Below are 16485 nucleotides of genomic sequence, written 5' to 3'. Positions count from 1 at the left end.
GACAGCCAGCCTATGAGGTCTCTTTAGTTGTGATCGGCCTGGTCTCTTTGATGACGTGTTGCTGGCTGTTGGTGCGTTCGCAGCGCGGGATCATCATGCGCAAGAAGGCAATATCGTAGGTTCGGGCCTTGCGCCCGATTTTTACCCCTAATTCGATAATATATCAAAAACACGATTTTGGGAGGGGATTTGACATGCGTGGAGGGTAAATCGGGCGCAAGGCCCGAACCTACAGCATCGCTTTTGCAAGAAAATGCATCATACCCATTGATCAAAAAGAGCTTGCTTTATTTCAGCCTGTCAGCTATACTTGAAGGGAAGAAATTTCACTATAGCAGTGAAGAATGGTGTTCTATGAAAGAAACGCTGATTCCAGGCACTCAAAAAGGTCGCTACATCCCGAAATTCTATGTGTTCTGCGGCTTCCACCTGTCCACTTGCTACCCCTGAGTCTCCCTTCAACCGTGTCAACGCACCTGCGTTTTGTTGACATACCACGTACTTTCTGTTTTTCTCCTGGCTGTTTACCCGTTCCTTGTATGATTTTACACTTTTAATGCTGGTAAGTAGCGCAGGAACAGACTGCTCTTTTTCCCTTTGCTCCTGATGGGTTGAGACCCATTGGTGAAAAATCGCATGTCACCTATCCATGAGGATAGGTATCACTATATCCACAAACACCGGTTGCCTGCTTTTTGTGTATGGGTTCCGATGTGTTGCCGATGTATGCGGATCGACGGTGGAATAGTACGCTTATGCCGCATTGCCGGAAAGGATTTTTATGAGTTCCGATGGTTTACTAAAGGCCCTTAATGACTCCCAGCGCTATCTGGACATTGTCCACAAACCCCAGCTCGGAAAGAGCGAAGCCGAATGGCTGGTTGAGACCACGGTTGACAATTTCGCCAAATATTATAATAGTGGTTTTATCGAATATCGTAAGTCTGTGGCCGAGGCGGGTGATTTTGCTTCCGTGGAGTGGACGGGACGTGGCGCGACCTTCAGAGATGTGGTGGGGAAGGAGTATATCGACTGCCTGGGTGGCTTTGGCCTGTTCAATCTGGGCTGGGCGCATCCAAAGGTCATTGGGGCCGTGCAGGCACAACTGCAGAAGAGTCCCCTGCCAACCCAGGAACTGCTGGACCCCTTGCGGGGCATGCTGGCGCATCTACTGGCGGAGATTACCCCTGGTGATATTCAGTATAGCTTCTTTGTCGCCAGCGGTACCGAGGCGGTGGAGGGTGCGATGAAGATCGCGAAGCTCTACACGCGCAAGAGCGGCTTTATCGCCGCCGTTCGTGGCTTTCACGGCAAGACGGCTGGTTCCCTCTCCCTGACCGGTAAATCTGTCTTCCGTCGTCCTGCGATGCCGCTGCACAATAATATCTACCACGTCCCCTTTGGGGATGCCGACGCGGTTGAGCAGCAGCTGCGCATCGCGCGCGAAGTGGGCAACGATATCGCGGCCGTTGTTATGGAGCCGATTCAGGGTGAGGCCGGCGCCATCGTGCCGCCAGACGATTTCTGGCCCCGTCTACGCCAGCTATGCGATGAGTACGAGGTCCTCTTGATCGCCGACGAGGTGCAGACCGGTTTGGGACGTACCGGGAAGTTGTGGGGTGTTGAGCACTGGGATGTAGCTCCAGACATTATTACGTCGGCTAAGGCGCTTGGTGGTGGTGTCATGCCCGTGGGAGCCTTCATGGCCACTCCCAAAATCTGGAGCGTCTTCAATAGCAATCCATTCATCCATACCTCGACCACCGGCGGCAATCCGCTGGCCTGCGCCGCCGCCATCGCCGCTATCAACGTCACGCTCGAAGAGAACCTGGTAGAGCAGGCGGCCGAGAAGGGTGAATACTTCATGCAGCAACTTAGAGGTATCGCTGCCCGCCATCCCGATATCTATACCGATATTACCGGTAAGGGGCTGCTGATCGGACAGCATTTCGTGAATGATGATATCGGCTACGAGATCGCCTCGGGCCTGTTCAAGCGCGGCGTCCTGATCTCTGGTACCCTGAACAACTCGCGCGTCATTCGGGTTGAGCCGCCGCTGGTGATGACCAGGAATGAGATCGATACCGTTCTCAATCGGCTGGAAGACACCATCCAGTGCCTGCACTCCTCCGTCTCCGGACCGGGAGCAGAACTGGCCCTGGGCCCCCTTCCCCCCTCTACCGAGGATCACGTGGTCGCCTGAAGATAGCTGTCTATCCCTTGTGGGTATCCGCATGCGCGGCCGCCCTTAAATTAGGAGAGGCGATGATGCAAAAACACGCGTTCACGCGTGTTTTTGCATCATCGCCTCTCCTAATTTTTCTGAGCGCCGTAGGCGCGTAGTGTCATGGCCGAAGGCACGAAACGCACAGCTTAGCTTAGCTGATCAATCAGTCTGCGGGCAATGTGTAATGGCTCTTCCGATGTGTCATCGGGAATCGAGCAACCGTTGGCCAGGATAAGGCGGTGCCCCTTGGTCTGGGTGATGGCCGAGAGGATCTCATTTTGGATCTCAGTTTCGCTGCCGTGGGTCAGGGGACCGCGTTCCCATAAGCCACCCATCAGGCATTTATCCGTGAGGTCCATGGCCTCACTTAGCTCGGGACCAGTCACGCGGTCGCTCCAGCTGAGCACGGAAACCGGATAGTCGGTGAACTGTTCAAAGTGGATTTCGTCGCCCTCCTGGCCGGGATCAGCATGGATATGGACGATATTGAGCCAGCCGGCCTGCGCCCCCTTGAGGGCTTCCAGGTCGTGTGGGCGAGCAATGCGCCAGTATTCTTCGGGGGTAAAGTCCGCGTTGGTCGCGCCCATGCATGAGAAGAAGATGCCGCTGGCGCCCGCCTCTATCGCGGCCCGCATCAGGTTCCGCAGATTAGCGGCCACGATGGCCAGTCCTTTTTCTATGACGGAAGGCTGCCGGCGCGCCCCCTCAATGACCCGCTGCCTGCCGCTAAAGTTATCCCCCATAAAATTGAAGAGGTAGGTTAACGGGCTAAATAGGGTCAGGATGAGCGGATAGTCGGGTCCCAACTGCATGCGCAGCGTACGGATGCAGTGCAGTTGCTCTTGAAAGGCTGGAGTATCCAGATCCAGCTGTGGCAACGACTGGAATTGAGAGACATCGCTGATCGCCTCCCCTGGTTCTGGATACGGCAGATCTGGCATAATCTTGACGATGTCCAGGTCAAACTTGCTCTTAAAAAACTCAAACGTCTCCTCCGCCAGCCGTTCACCCGATCCCTGTGGGCGGAAGTGATGCCAGAAGCACAAGGGGACCCGGTCAACAGGCTCTCCGCGCAACGCGGCGCGTACCCGTTGAGCGGGGGTCATCGTTATAGGCATCGTCTTAGAGGTCTCCTTCCCCTGGATATTCCTGAGTCTCCACGTGTTCGATGCGAATGATACGCGGCTCGGTGTCTGGCAAACGTTTCCCCTGGCTTGAGAACTCTTTTGAGGCCAGACCCTGCGAATAGCGCGTCTTATCAAATTCGGCGCGCTCATGTATTATGTTGGTTAATATCTTGTCACACCAGTTAGCAAGCATGGCACCCGCGATTGCGCCTCCGGTTAAAGCCACGATCTTTACGATTGCGCCACCAACAGAATTATTATTTTCCATCGAGGTTTCCTTTCGTCATGTGCGTGCACAGCGATGCTCTCAATCATTTGCTATACAAGTATACGTTAGAGAGGGCATGAAGGATGAAAACGGGGGTTGCGCACAGGCATTTTGTGATGTTACTGATACACGATCTGGTACCTGAAGACACCCATAATGGTTACCAGATCTATAAAAATTATAGGAAAAGTACATCTATGTGTTAAAATCTGCTACTGAGTTCGATAGCAAGAGGCTACAAATTGATAGAATATATTGTAGTGTGTGTGGGGGAGACGTAGAATGGATACCATAACCAGGATTGGGATTTTCTGAAAGCTGCTCTTTTTTCGAGCCAAAAGTGAGGATTATGAATGGATGAATTGCGAAGGCGTATTCAGGTGGCACGTGGCGCGGAACCGGCGGATCTATTGCTACGCAATGCTCAACTGGTGAATGTTTGTAGCGGTGAATATTATCGGGCCGATGTGGCGATTGTGGATGACATTGTTATCAGTGTGATGCCCCAGCAGGATGGATCGTTCCCAACCCTGACCGCGCGCGAGGTGCGTGATCTTGGGGGACGCTGGTTGGCCCCCGCCTTGATCGATGGCCATATGCATATTGAGAGCACGATGTTGACCCTGGCTGAGTTCGCGCGCCAGGTGGTGCCACGCGGCGTAACGTCGGTGATACTGGATCCCCATGAGTTCGCGAACGTGCTGGGCCTGGATGGCATTCGCTACGTGCTGGAGTCGGGCCGGGATCTGCCGCTCACTTCCTATGTAATGCTCTCATCCTGCGTGCCCGCGTCAAGTTTTGAGAGCCCCTATCGGACGTTGCTGGCCGAGGATCTCTTACAGTTGCTAGCAGAGGAGCAGGTGCTGGGGCTGGCCGAGATGATGAACGTCCCGGGCGTGCTGGCGGCCGATCCACAGGTGCTGGCGAAGATCAAGGCTACGCGGCAGCAGCGCCTGGTTGTTGATGGGCACGCTCCCGGCGTTGCTGGGCATGATCTGAACGCCTACGCGGCCGCCGGCATCCAGTCAGACCACGAATGCACAACGGCCGAGGAGGCGCGTCAACGTATCCGGCTGGGACTCTGGCTGATGATTCGTGAGGGCTCGGCCGCTCAGAATCTGGACGCCCTGCTGCCCCTGGTGCGAGAGCTGCATCCGCCCCGCGTATTTTTTGTGACCGATGATCGCGATCCTTTAGACATCATGACCCGCGGCCACATCGACTCGATGGTGCGGCGAGCAATCGAACTGGGACTGGAGCCGGTAGAAGCGATTCGCCTTGCCTCCTATAATACAGCCCAATATTTTGGTTTGCTGAATCGGGGCGCCATCGCCCCTGGCTATGTGGCGGACCTGCTGGTGCTGGATGACTTGCAGACCTTCAAAGTGGCTGAAGTCTATAAAGACGGCGTGCTAGTGGCTCAGCATGGTCAACTGACCGCTGAGATCCTTCAGGACGGCGCGGGTACCGCTGGCGTGACCGGAACGATTCATATTGGTACCATCACTGAGGCCGATCTGCGCATCGTCGGCAGGCCTGGACCGGTAGAGGTGATCGGCATCGAGCCGGGCCAGATCATTACCACGCATCTGCGGGAGGAGGCGCCCCTGCGCGCCGGTGAGATCGTGGCCGATCCCGCGCGCGACCTGTTGAAGCTGGTGGTCATCGAGCGCCATCATGCCAGTGGAAAGGTCGGGCTGGGGCTCGTCAAAGGCTTTGGCTTGCGCAAGGGTGCCATCGCCTCCAGCGTGGCGCACGATGCTCACAACATCGTCATCGCGGGCGCCAGCGATAGCGATATTGTGCAGGCGGCGTACGCGTTAGAAGAGATGGGTGGAGGCTTTGTCTGCGTCGTCGATGGCCAGGTGCGGGCACGCGTTCCGCTACCGATCGCAGGCCTGGTCTCGCCGCTACCCGCCGCTGAAGTGGTCCAACAACTACGCGCACTGGACGCTGTGGCCGCCGAACTTGGTTGCTCATTAGAGCATCCCTGCATGACCCTGAGTTTTCTCTCTCTTTCGGTGATCCCGTCGCTCAAGCTGACAGATCAAGGGTTAATTGACGTTGAAACATTCACTCGTATCCCCCTACAAAGGTAATGCCTATGCTATCCGAGCTGATTGAATATCATTGGGCGGAGAACATCGACGATGTTCTTCTGCTACTGGGTCGTCTTGATGTCAAGACGGTCCCCCTGGCTGGTGGAACCTATCTGCTGGGTCTACAGGATGATAGTATCGAGGCTGTGGTAGATCTGCGGGACCTGGAGCTTGCCTCTATTTCTGAAGATGCCCGTGGAGTCCATATCGGTGCCATGACGACGCTGCAGCAGCTGGTGGATGAACCTCTATTAAGAGAGTTCGCCACCGGCCTGCTGGCTCGTTCCGCCTACGCCTCTTCCTCTTCGCGCTTGATACGCAATAGCGCAACCATCGGGGGAACTATCGCGACTGGTGGGGCCTCGCAGGCTGATCTGTTGACGGCCCTGGTCGCCATGGACGCGGAAGTTGTCGTGCGCTCGGGTTCAAAATCTCAGATAGATTTGAGCGGCGGCACGTATGATCGCCCCGGATTGGCGTTGCCTGGCGTTGTTTATAAAGGAAAGCAGGAGCGCCGTATCCCGTGCCAGGAAGTTGCCATCGAGCGCCGACCGGCCGAATTGATTGTTGAAATTATCGTGCCTCGCCCGGCTTTGAGCAGTGGCACCTCTTTGATGCGTGTCAGTCGCACGGCGGCCGATGCCGCGTTGCTCAACGCGGCGGCCCTGGTTGAAATTGAAAATAAGGTTTATCGCAAGGTACGCCTGGCGTTGGGAGGTGCTTCCATGGAGCCGGTGCGGCTGTATGGGGTTGAGCAGCTGCTCGAGGGGCAGCCGGTCATGAATCCGCTTAACAGTCAGAGGCTTCTTACCACCTTGCAAGAAGGTATGACCATGTTTCGCCCTCCTGCAGATGTGCGTGCCAGCAGTAGCTATCGACGTGTGAGTGGCATGGGGTTAGCCTATCGCGCGCTCGAAGAAGCAATGAACGTGGCCAGCTGGCGTGGCATGGTGTCATCTGAAAGAGGAGGCTAGATGGAACTCGAATTACGTATTAATGGGGTCGTTGAGGGCCTGGAGGTCGCGCCAAACGAGCCGCTGATCTCGCTACTGCACCGCCAGGGATATAGCAGCGTCAGGCAGGGATGCGAGACAGGTGAGTGTGGTGCCTGTACCGTGCTGGTTGATGGCGTGCCGCGTCCGAGCTGCGTCATGCTGGCGGCCCAGGTGGGCGGCTGCACCCTCTCAACGGTAGAAAGCCTGGGCAATCCTGACAAACTGCATCCGTTGCAGTCGGCCTTTGTGGAAATGGGGGCCGCTGGCTGCGGCTTCTGCACCTCAGGTATGCTGCTCTCCGCCCACGCTCTCTTGCAGCGTAACGCCTCTCCTTCAGAAGTTGATGTGCGCGACGCGCTCTCCGGTAATATCTGCCGCTGTACCGGCTATGTCAAACCTGTGCAGGCCGTCTTGCGAGCGGCCGCCATCTTGCGTGGTGAGCAGGTCGAGCCTTTGAACCAGACCACGATCGCCGCCGATCTGCCCGCGACAGAGCAGACCGAGGAGATAGCCAGCCGGTCAGGGTCACAGCAGCAGACCAGCAGCGTGGCCTCAGGCAGCGGCGCCGTCACGACCAGGATTCCGGTGATTACGCCGCAGATGATGTCCCAGCCGGCGGCCCCGACCGTGCCGGCTCCCCGGCCGAACTTACAGGTCATTGGAACAGCTGCCTCGGCCCATAATGCCGTCAAGGCTATTACCGGCAAGGCGGTGCTCGCCAGCGACGTGCAGCCGCGCAGAATGGCCTATGCCCGTATTTTAACCAGTCCCCATGCCCACGCCGTCATTCGCTCTATCGATGCCTCGGCGGCCCGTGCCCTGCCAGGTGTGCTGGCTGTATTGACCTATAAAGATGTGCCGCGCATCCCCTATTCCAGTATTGAGCGCGCCAGCGGTGAAGGTTCGCTGCTGGACCAGTACTGCCTGGATTATGTCGTGCGCTACGTTGGTGATCGGGTCGCGGTCGTGGTGGCCGAGACGCAGGAGGTCGCGGACCAGGCGCTCGCGTTGATCTCGGTTGAATACGAGGTGCAGCCAGCGGTGCTGGATCAGCGCCAGGCCCTGGTTGCGGGCGCGGCCCATGTCCATAGCGAGCGGGAATCGCAGGGGATCGCGGATGCCGTCCGCAATATTGCCGCTCGCGTTCGCAATGAGGTGGGCGATGTCGAGCAGGGCTTTGCCTCAGCGGATCATGTGATTGAGACCGAATATATCGTGCCTCCTGTACAGCAGGCTCCCCTGGAACGCTATAGCGTCCTCACCTATTTCGATGCGGAAGACGATCTGGTTGTACGCACCAATACCCAGCTACCACACTATATCCGCCATACGCTGGCGCGACTGCTGAATCTGCCACTGCGCCGCATTCGGGTCGAGCAGCCAGAGGTTGGCGGCAACCTGGGTCAGCGCCAGCACATAGAGGGTGAGGACCTGTGCGCGCTCCTGACCATGGTCACGAAGCGCCCGGTCCTGCTGGAGTATTCGCGCGCCGAAGAGTTCCGCAGCAACCATACGCGTCAGCAGTATATTCTGCGCATGAAGACCGGGTTGAAGCGGGATGGGACGCTACTGGCCAGCCAGATGGTGGTGCTGGCCGATACCGGCGCCTATGCCACCCATCCATTGACGTCGCAGGCGCACGCCGTCAATGCCCTGGCCCTCTATCCCTGTCCCAACATGCGCTTCCTGGCGGAGGTGTTGTATACCAATCATGCGCCCGCTAGCACGACGCAGGCCTATGACCTGCAGCATGAATTTTTCGCGCTCGAAAGCCATATGGATGAGATTGCGCGCCAGCTCAGGATGGACGCATTGGCCCTGCGGCGACAGAACTGGCTTAAGAGTGGAGATCGTTATCCGCTGCGCTCGGCCACCGGCGGTGCTCGTGACATCAGCGTCGTCATCGAGAGCTGTGGGTTGGCCGCCTGTATGCGTGCGGTAGAAGAGAAGCTGGAATGGAAGAAACGGCGTGGTAGGCGTGGCCATGATCGCTATCGCCATGGCATTGGCCTGGCCCTCGCATTCTACGGCGATCCTGGCCTGGTGAGCGGCACCAGCGGAGCGATAATCAAGCTCAATGAGGACGGCTCATTTGATCTCTTCGCGGGACGCAGCGAGAACGGTACCCAGTTGAAAACCTTCCTGACGCAGATCGCGGCCGAGGTGCTGGGCGTCTCTATGACTGACATCCTCTTACACGCGTCTGATACCAGCGCGGCGCCCTTTGAGCGAGACATCAACGACGTGACGGCCTTTTATATGAGTGGGAACGTGGTGAAGCGGGCCGCCGAACAGATTCGCCGCCAGATCCTGATGGTGGCGGGTCGCATGCTGAATGTGCTTCCCGAGACCCTTAAGATCAGCGATGGGATCATCAAGGGAGCTCCGGGTACCCGGCTGACCCTGGCGGAGGTAGCTACCCATGCCATGTACGAAGAGGGTCGCCAGCTGATGACTAACTCCTCCTGGAAGTCTCAGGTTATCCCCATGACCTTTGCCGCCCAGGGCGTTGAGGTCGAGGTAGACGTCGAGACCGGTGGTATCCGTATCGTCAAGGTTATTACCGCCGTTGACGCCGGCCACCCCATCAATCCCGCTCTGTTGGAAACCCAGATCGCCGGCGATGTTACGCTGGCTCTCAGTCGCAGCATCAGCGAAGAGATGTTCTATGATCAGAACGGGGCGTCCCTCAATGGTGGCTGGTCGGAATCCCATCCCTTCAGCGCGGTCGAGATGCCCGACCTGCAGAACTACCTGGTTGAATCAGAAGATAACACCGAGCTCTTCGGGGCCAAAGCGGTTGTTGGCATCCCTCTCTACGGAGTCGCGCCAGCAATCGCCAATGCCATCCTGGACGCCGCCGACATTCACATCCGGCAATTGCCCTTCACCCCCGAACGCCTCCTGCGCGCCATCCACGCCTACATGGCCCGCCAGAGCAGCTAAGAGGAATGATTTCTTGCAAAGAGGAAAGCTCAACCCCTCCCGCGGGAGGGGTTGAGCTTTCCTCTTTGCAAGAAATAGTACTTCTGCCTCTATCGGAAATGCGTTTGCACCTATATATTTCAAACATGGAGAGGCTAAAGGAATGCTCTTTTTGGTCGATATATTTCTATGTAGGGCCGCCATATCGCCATGAGCATAGTAAATAGGGGCTATCTTATTTTTCTTTCATCAGGCCCCCAAAAGGGGTGGACGTGGTGTACACAAAAGAAATAGTATGATGATAGCTGTGGAGTGATTTCGTACGCTTTGAAACATTTTGATGCACGAAGAACGTAACGTGGACGTTGTTTTTATGTGGAAGAATGCGACCGGCATTTCTCGATTGTTGGCGTCGTACCCCTATTTTTATTGATAGTGCTGGCAGTCATTCCCTGCTATAATGCGTGTGGAAAAGCTAGTTTAGATTGGAGTCGCCCATGGCTCGTCGTTTTCACCCAAAAAGCACGCCCAGAGAAAACTTGCATATCTTTTTTCACTCCATACCATGGAAATTAATAATAATCATACCCATCATGGTATTGCTGGCGGTCCCTACATTTATTTACGGGACTCATGCCGGAAGTGGTATTATCCCCTCCGTAACTAATATGTTTTATACATTGTCCAATGTCTCTAACTTGCCGACCCCCACGCCTCTGCCAGCCTTCTTGACGACGTTGCCACAGGTCGGATCGATTCAATATACGGTGGGTGAGGGAGATAACTGTGACGCGGTGCTGGCGTATCGCATGCACATGTACAGCGCCAGCGAGGTATTTAGCGATGCCAATGCCGTTACCGTGAAGCAGTTGAGCCACGATGTGGGGCAGGACTGCCATCGCCTGCAGCCCGGCATGGTTCTGACCCTCTCCCCCCAGTATCCACTGGTGGCCCTGGGTGGTGTGCTGACAAAAATTGAGGGTTCCACCACTCGCCAGGTACTACCGACGCCCCTCATCAAGGTGCCCTCAAAGGAGGACTACACGCCTGACTGCTCCAATGGCTGTCTGCTGACGGTGCGCATCAATTCCAACGTCAGCGTACGCTTGAATGTGCAGACCTCGCTGGCACTGCATCCAGGTGCCTGGATCTGGACGCAGGCTATGCTGCCGCGCAAATCCATTCCCGGTTTTAGCAACTACCCCTACGCCGACCCCACCGCCAGTTTGAACGGCAAGACCCTGCAAGCCTGTGATTTTCAGGTGAACGATACGCACGACGATAATTCGGTCTCCTGCAGCGATCTCAATCCCAATACCATTAATGTCGATGGCGGTGCCTGGCTGCTGGGTGTCACTGGCTCCAATTCCCTGGATCACTGGCGCTACCCGATTCACGCTTCCTCCGGTACACAGATCATGATCTGGCTGGAGAACGATAACGGTGCCCTACGCTACCATCGCGGTGATCCCATCTATCGCTATGATGCCATATCGCAGCTCTACGTCAAGTTGTAGATGGACAGCAAGTTTGTTGTCAGGTCATCGGGCTGTTGAGAAACTGGTGGCTTTATGGTATAGTGAGGCATACACTTGTGCAGGCAGGTTGTGCCTCATTTGTATTATATGTATCTCGACATTGTGTGCATCACAGGCCGATCTCCTTTCTTTCCCCACATCATTATGAGGAACGCATCAGAGTGGCAGGCATGCTACCCCGCCTGATTGTGCTGCGTATTATTACCGGCCTGAGATTCTTCTTTATTTTTGCGTCCGGATTTCGTTGTATCTTTTTATAAGGCATAGCAAGAGACAGCAACGAAACGCTGTTAAGATCGTTTTATATCTTATGTTTATCAAAAAACAACAGTTGCTGGCTTTTTTGTGTATTGGAGTAATGTATGGCAGATCTGGAGGGAAAGAACCTCGATCGGTATGAGTTACGGCAGCTCAGAGGGCGTGGCGGTATGGCCGATGTCTACCTGGCCTATGATCCCCACTTTGAGCGCGAGGTGGCTATAAAAGTGTTTAAGCGTGAGGATGAAGATCTTCTGAGGCGCTTCATTCGTGAAGCTCAGTTGATGGCATCTCTTCACAATGCCCATCTGATGCCGGTCTATGATACAGGAACCTGTCGCCTCAATGGCATGAATATATATTATATCGTCATGCCTTTTATGGATGGAGGTACGTTGCGCGCGCGCATTCGGCGCGCCCCCATTCCGCTGAAGCAGGCATGTCGCTATCTGCGTGATATCGCCGATGCCCTCGATTATATGCATGGACAGGGTATCATCCATAGAGATATTAAATCCTCCAATGTGCTGCTGGATGCCGATGGGCGTTGTTACCTGGCCGACTTTGGTATCGCGCGTACCGCGAGCGATTCGACGCAAATGACCAGTACGGGTAATGTGCTGGGAACGGTGGATTATATCGCTCCAGAGCTATTTGAGTCGAACTATCGCGCCGATGAGCGTAGCGATTATTATTCGCTGGGCGTGTTGCTCTATGAGATGGTTACCGGGCACCTGCCGTTTGTGGCCGAGAATCAGATCGCTGTGGTGGCTATGCACGTCAATAAGCTGCCTCCGCCTCCGCATACGTATGTGCCAAATCTGTCGCCTGCGGTTGAAAATGTGATGTTGCGGGCGCTGGAGAAGCAGCCGGAAGCGCGCTACGGTAGCGCCAATGAACTGGCCACCGCCTTCTGCCGCGCCAGCACCGCCCGCCCGACGGCCAAGTTGCCGGCCGCCAGTGCGCAAAGCCAGCCAAGCGGAGCTTTTACCTCCTCCACACGTCGGCAGGCTGTGCCTCCCCCTGTCTCTTACCCGCCCGCCTCCTATCCACCTGCGCCGCGTCCAACGCCAGCGGTCGCCGCGCCAGCGGATGGCTATTACGGAGAGGCTCCCGGACAGTACGCGGCCCAGGCTTCGCTCTATCCGCCGCCGGACCTGCAGAAAAATCAACCGGCTCGCACGCAGGGCTGGATCGTGACCATGATCGCCATTATCATTTTATTGATCATTGCCATACCGGTCTCCTACGCGGTGATGAAGACCATCAATCGCCCGGTCGCGGTGTCCACCCCGGTTCCCCCTACAGCTACTCCAGATCTACAATCGACGGCACAGGCGTCTACGGCCACGGCTGTACAGCAGGCCAACGGAAGCGCGACTGCGGTCGCCCAGTCTACGGCAACGGTGCAGGCTAAAGCGAGCGCAACCGCGACGGCGAAAAAGCAGGCCACAGCGACAGCACAGGCCCAGTCTACGGCGACGGTGCAGGCGAAGGCCAGCGCCACCGCGGGCGTCATCCAGACGGCGACCGCCGCCAATCCGCTCTACTCGGACGCCCTGAATAATCCGAATGACGCCAATACCCAGGCGGCGCAGTGGGACACCAATCTGATGACCTGCTCATTTCATGATGATGGTTATCACGTTACCGCCAACCAGCTGAATACTTTCGTCGGATGCCATGAAGCGGGCAAGCAATTCCAGAACTTTACCGTCCAGATCGATATGTCGATTCAGAGCGGGCATTCTGGCGGACTCTTCTTTCGTATGGATGTCGGTCCTTTGAAGGGGTATCTGTTTGAGGTAGATGATAAGGGGAATTATAAAATTTCTGTCTCAAAGAACTATGATCTAGGTTCCATGACCGTTCTGCGCGATTGGACCGCCTCTCCCGATCTGAAGACCGGCACCAATAAGAACCGGTTGCAGGTGATTGCGCGCGACGGTACGCTGCTCTTCTATATCAATGGGATGTATCAGCCGGCCCCCATTCAGGATGCTACCTTAAACGGTGGCGACATCGGTTTCATGGCCGCCTGGGATAAAGGGGAGAAGACTACTGTGGTGTATAGCAATGTAAGTGTGTATCCGCTTTCGTGAGCGGATGCACATTTATATTGCTTGTTTTTAGTGCGTTGGGAAGGTATGCGCCCCCGCACGGGCGTCCGCATGCGCGGCCGCAATTTTTATTAATAGCGTAGTGCCAATGGTGCTCATTCGCGCACCATTGGCACTACGCTATTAATAGGGAAGAGCCTCACAATTTAATATTTAACGGGGTGATGTCGCGCACCGTGTGGCATCACCCCGTTAAATATTAAATTGCGCATGATTTTTAGTTGTGGGGATTGGTGAGTTTGTGCTCGACGGCGTAGGCGGCCGCTTCGCTGCGGCGTGAGAGGCCCAGCTTTTCCAGGATGTGGCTGACGTGGTTGCGGGCGGTCTTCTCGCTGAGGTAGAGGGCTTCGGCGATCTGTTTGTTGGTATAGCCACGGGCAACCAGCGCGAGTACCTCCCGTTCGCGATCGGTGAGATCGTCTCCAGGTGTGGTGCCACCGTGGCTGGCTATGCTGCTCATGTGTGCAATGGCCTTTCTGGTGGTATCTGGTTTGAGTAGAGATTGTCCGCCCGCTACCTGGCGCACCGCTTTGAGCAGTTCTGCGCGGCTCACGTTTTTGAGCAGGTAGCCACTGGCGCCCGCCAGGATTGAAGCGGTGACCGCCTCACCGTCGGGATAAGAAGTGATCATCAGGACCGCTACCTGGGGATATTGACTGCGGATCTCGCGGCAGGCTTCGATCCCTCCCATCTTTTCCATGCGTACGTCCATGAGGATTACTTCGGGCATGAGGACAGTGATTTTTGCCAGGGCCTCGGCCCCGTTGCTGGCCTCGCCGACCACGTTGATGTCGGATTCCAGCTCAAATGCGGCACGCATTCCTAAACGGACTACTTCGTGATCGTCAACTATCATGAGGCGGATTTTGGGCATGGGAAACTCCTTTTTCTGTTTAGAAAGGTATGCCGACACGGACGGTTGTGCCACCGTCTGGCTGTGGTACGATGGTGAAGTGCCCCCCAAGCTCGCTGGCACGTTCACGCATGCCTTTTATGCCGTGGCCGGAGAGAATCTGCGGTGCTTCAGGTGTCTGTCGAATATCTCGCATATCGGATAAGGGAAAGCCACGACCATTGTCGCGGATATCAACTTCAATCTGCTCTGGTTGATAGCGTATCACGACATCGAGCTGGCTGGCCCCGGCATGCTTATAGGCGTTGGTCAATGCTTCTTGCACGATGCGAAAGAACGTCGTTCCTATCTGCGCATAGCGGCGCGAGCGGAGGCGTGCCTCATCATATATATCGTCTGACCCTTCTAGGTGTAACTGGGTGGGGATATCGCTGATCGCCTCAAACTCGCGCAGTTGGTTGCTCAGCATCTGCGTCAGGGTCGTGGTGCCGCTCATTAATGGTTTGAGCGAGAACATATAGTTGCGCGTCTCCCACAGGGCCTGCTTGGAGATCATGACCATCTTGCTCAGGCGTTCCGCCAGTGGAGAGAGCAGCTCGGCATCCTCTTCCGACGCCTCTATGATGCGTTGCGCCTGTGCCTGGCACGTTTCCGCCTGCAGGCTCAGCATATACGTCAGCTGCGCGATCCCATCATGAATCTCACGGGCGATACGCCCACGTTCGGCATCCGCAGCCAGCCGGACCGTCTGTTCGGCCAGGCGAATATTATCTAGCGCTACCAGCAGCTGGGTCCCAGCAATGGTCAAAAACTTCTCGTGCTGCATGTTGAATGGCGTCATGCGCAGGCTTTCGGCTCCCAGCACCAGTTGTGCATGCTCATCCTTGAGCAGGGGCAGATACAGGCGCGCGATGCCTCTGTTCTCTTGCTCAATCGGTTCAAACGTCAGCAATTTTTGTTTGGTCTGCAGCACCTTCTGGATGAGCCGGGTGCTGTTATCTGGCAGTTGATCCACTGTAAACGTATTTTCCTGACGGATCAACATAGGTGCCAGGTGAAGCGGTACACGGGCGGTCGTATCGTCGCGTGCAAGATCGATCAGGGCGATGGTCAGGCGGTCAAAACGGCCTCTCTGAATAGATTTGAGGCTGCGCTGCAATAGTTGTTGACGATCGCCGCTACCCTGGAGCAGCGCCTCACCAATGTGGACCAGCGCGGCCTGCGTGCGTGCATTCTCCCGTTCTTGCCGTTTGCTACGTGCGTAGTTTTCTAACAAGTTAGATAAGTAGGCGACCAGGATGGCCACAATGGGCGTATCGACGAGCGAGCCCGCGATATCGACCGCGTTTGGCGTATAGTTGACTGCGCCGGGCGCATGGATGAACAGGCCCAGCAGCGCGAACAGATCATAGCCCAGGGCGGCCAGCAGGCCACCCCGGTAGCGGAACGCCGCCGCGGCCGCGAAAACGGTCGACATCCCATAGCGATAGAATGGTGAGCCAAGACCGAATGGCGGATTCAAAAATGGCGCGCTAAAATACATGACGAGTCCACAGATAATGACATCCATAGTATAAATAGTGATATTCCAATAATGATTGCGTGTCTGCGCCAGGGGCGGAATGAGCTCGGCTTCTCCTTCTTCGTCCTCTTGCCGATGTCGAAAGGAGCCGGGTTGGCCCTTTGGGGAGCGCACCGGCCCTGAGAGTAAGCGCGGAAACAGGATACGCAGCACAGGGGCATAGAGGGTGACGATCAGGGTTTCGATGAATGTAATGACCAGTAGAAGGGTTGCCATTGACCCGTATTTGATTGCCTGGCTATCAATATATGTAGAATGGGCGAAGATAATAACGATAAGCGCATAGAGCCACATGCTCCAGCGCCAGACCAGAAAGAAGTAACTGGGTATAACACGGAGCCGCCGTAAGGTTGAGCGGGGCACGTTTCGTGCACGGAAAAAATTTCTCGCTTGCATCATGGCAACTGCCGCCTTTATGATTTGAACCTGTATTGTAGATTCATCCTAATCTTCTCAATTATGCCCTGTTTTACAGGGCGAGTCAATGTAGATG

11 protein-coding genes are annotated in these 16485 nt (G+C 55.9%); 7 read left to right on the top strand and 4 right to left on the bottom strand.

The genetic code is table 11. The features are described from left to right. The first annotated feature begins 198 nt into the window (after positions 1-198). A complete protein-coding gene (locus AABA21_RS19400; RefSeq protein WP_338253096.1) occupies positions 199-450 on the top strand; it encodes a hypothetical protein in 252 nt (83 codons plus the stop codon). A gap of 331 nt (positions 451-781) precedes the next feature. Continuing rightward, a complete protein-coding gene (locus AABA21_RS19395) occupies positions 782-2203 on the top strand; it encodes a putrescine aminotransferase (protein WP_338253094.1) in 1422 nt (473 codons plus the stop codon). Positions 2204-2373: 170 nt separating this feature from the next. Here AABA21_RS19395 and AABA21_RS19390 read toward each other — a convergent pair whose 3' ends face one another. After that, positions 2374-3345, bottom strand: coding sequence for a uroporphyrinogen decarboxylase family protein (locus AABA21_RS19390; protein WP_338253092.1), 972 nt, complete (start codon positions 3343-3345; stop codon positions 2374-2376). Between the two features lie 4 nt (positions 3346-3349). Continuing rightward, positions 3350-3622 carry a hypothetical protein gene (locus AABA21_RS19385; protein WP_338253090.1) on the bottom strand — a complete coding sequence of 91 codons (273 nt, stop codon included), beginning with the start codon at positions 3620-3622 and terminating at the stop codon, positions 3350-3352. Between the two features lie 353 nt (positions 3623-3975). On the opposite strand from AABA21_RS19385, the gene ade reads away from it, so the two are divergent. From ade to AABA21_RS19360, 5 genes are all read left to right on the top strand, one after another. Further along, entirely contained in the window at positions 3976-5721 is a 1746-nt protein-coding gene (gene ade, locus AABA21_RS19380) for an adenine deaminase (RefSeq protein ID WP_338253089.1), read from the top strand. A 5-nt stretch (positions 5722-5726) separates the two neighbouring features. Further along, positions 5727-6695: an FAD binding domain-containing protein gene (locus AABA21_RS19375; RefSeq protein ID WP_338253087.1), complete on the top strand. Its 969-nt coding sequence runs from the start codon at positions 5727-5729 to the stop codon at positions 6693-6695. Next, positions 6696-9662, top strand: a complete 2967-nt coding sequence (locus AABA21_RS19370) for a molybdopterin-dependent oxidoreductase (protein ID WP_338253085.1) — start codon at positions 6696-6698, stop codon at positions 9660-9662. Between the two features lie 647 nt (positions 9663-10309). Continuing rightward, positions 10310-11158, top strand: a complete 849-nt coding sequence (locus AABA21_RS19365) for a hypothetical protein (RefSeq protein WP_338253083.1) — start codon at positions 10310-10312, stop codon at positions 11156-11158. 383 nt (positions 11159-11541) lie between these two features. Beyond that, a complete protein-coding gene (locus AABA21_RS19360; protein ID WP_338253080.1) occupies positions 11542-13539 on the top strand; it encodes a serine/threonine protein kinase in 1998 nt (665 codons plus the stop codon). A 235-nt stretch (positions 13540-13774) separates the two neighbouring features. On the opposite strand, the gene AABA21_RS19355 is transcribed toward AABA21_RS19360, so the two are convergent. Both AABA21_RS19355 and AABA21_RS19350 read right to left on the bottom strand, forming a co-directional pair. Beyond that, entirely contained in the window at positions 13775-14431 is a 657-nt protein-coding gene (locus AABA21_RS19355) for a response regulator (protein ID WP_338253078.1), read from the bottom strand. A 19-nt stretch (positions 14432-14450) separates the two neighbouring features. Beyond that, positions 14451-16391 carry a sensor histidine kinase gene (locus AABA21_RS19350; protein ID WP_338253076.1) on the bottom strand — a complete coding sequence of 647 codons (1941 nt, stop codon included), beginning with the start codon at positions 16389-16391 and terminating at the stop codon, positions 14451-14453. Between the last annotated feature and the right edge of the window lie 94 nt (positions 16392-16485).

This window comes from Dictyobacter halimunensis, assembly GCF_036245075.1.
Note: the sequence above shows the minus strand (reverse complement) of the source record. Positions and strands in the feature narration are given on the sequence as shown.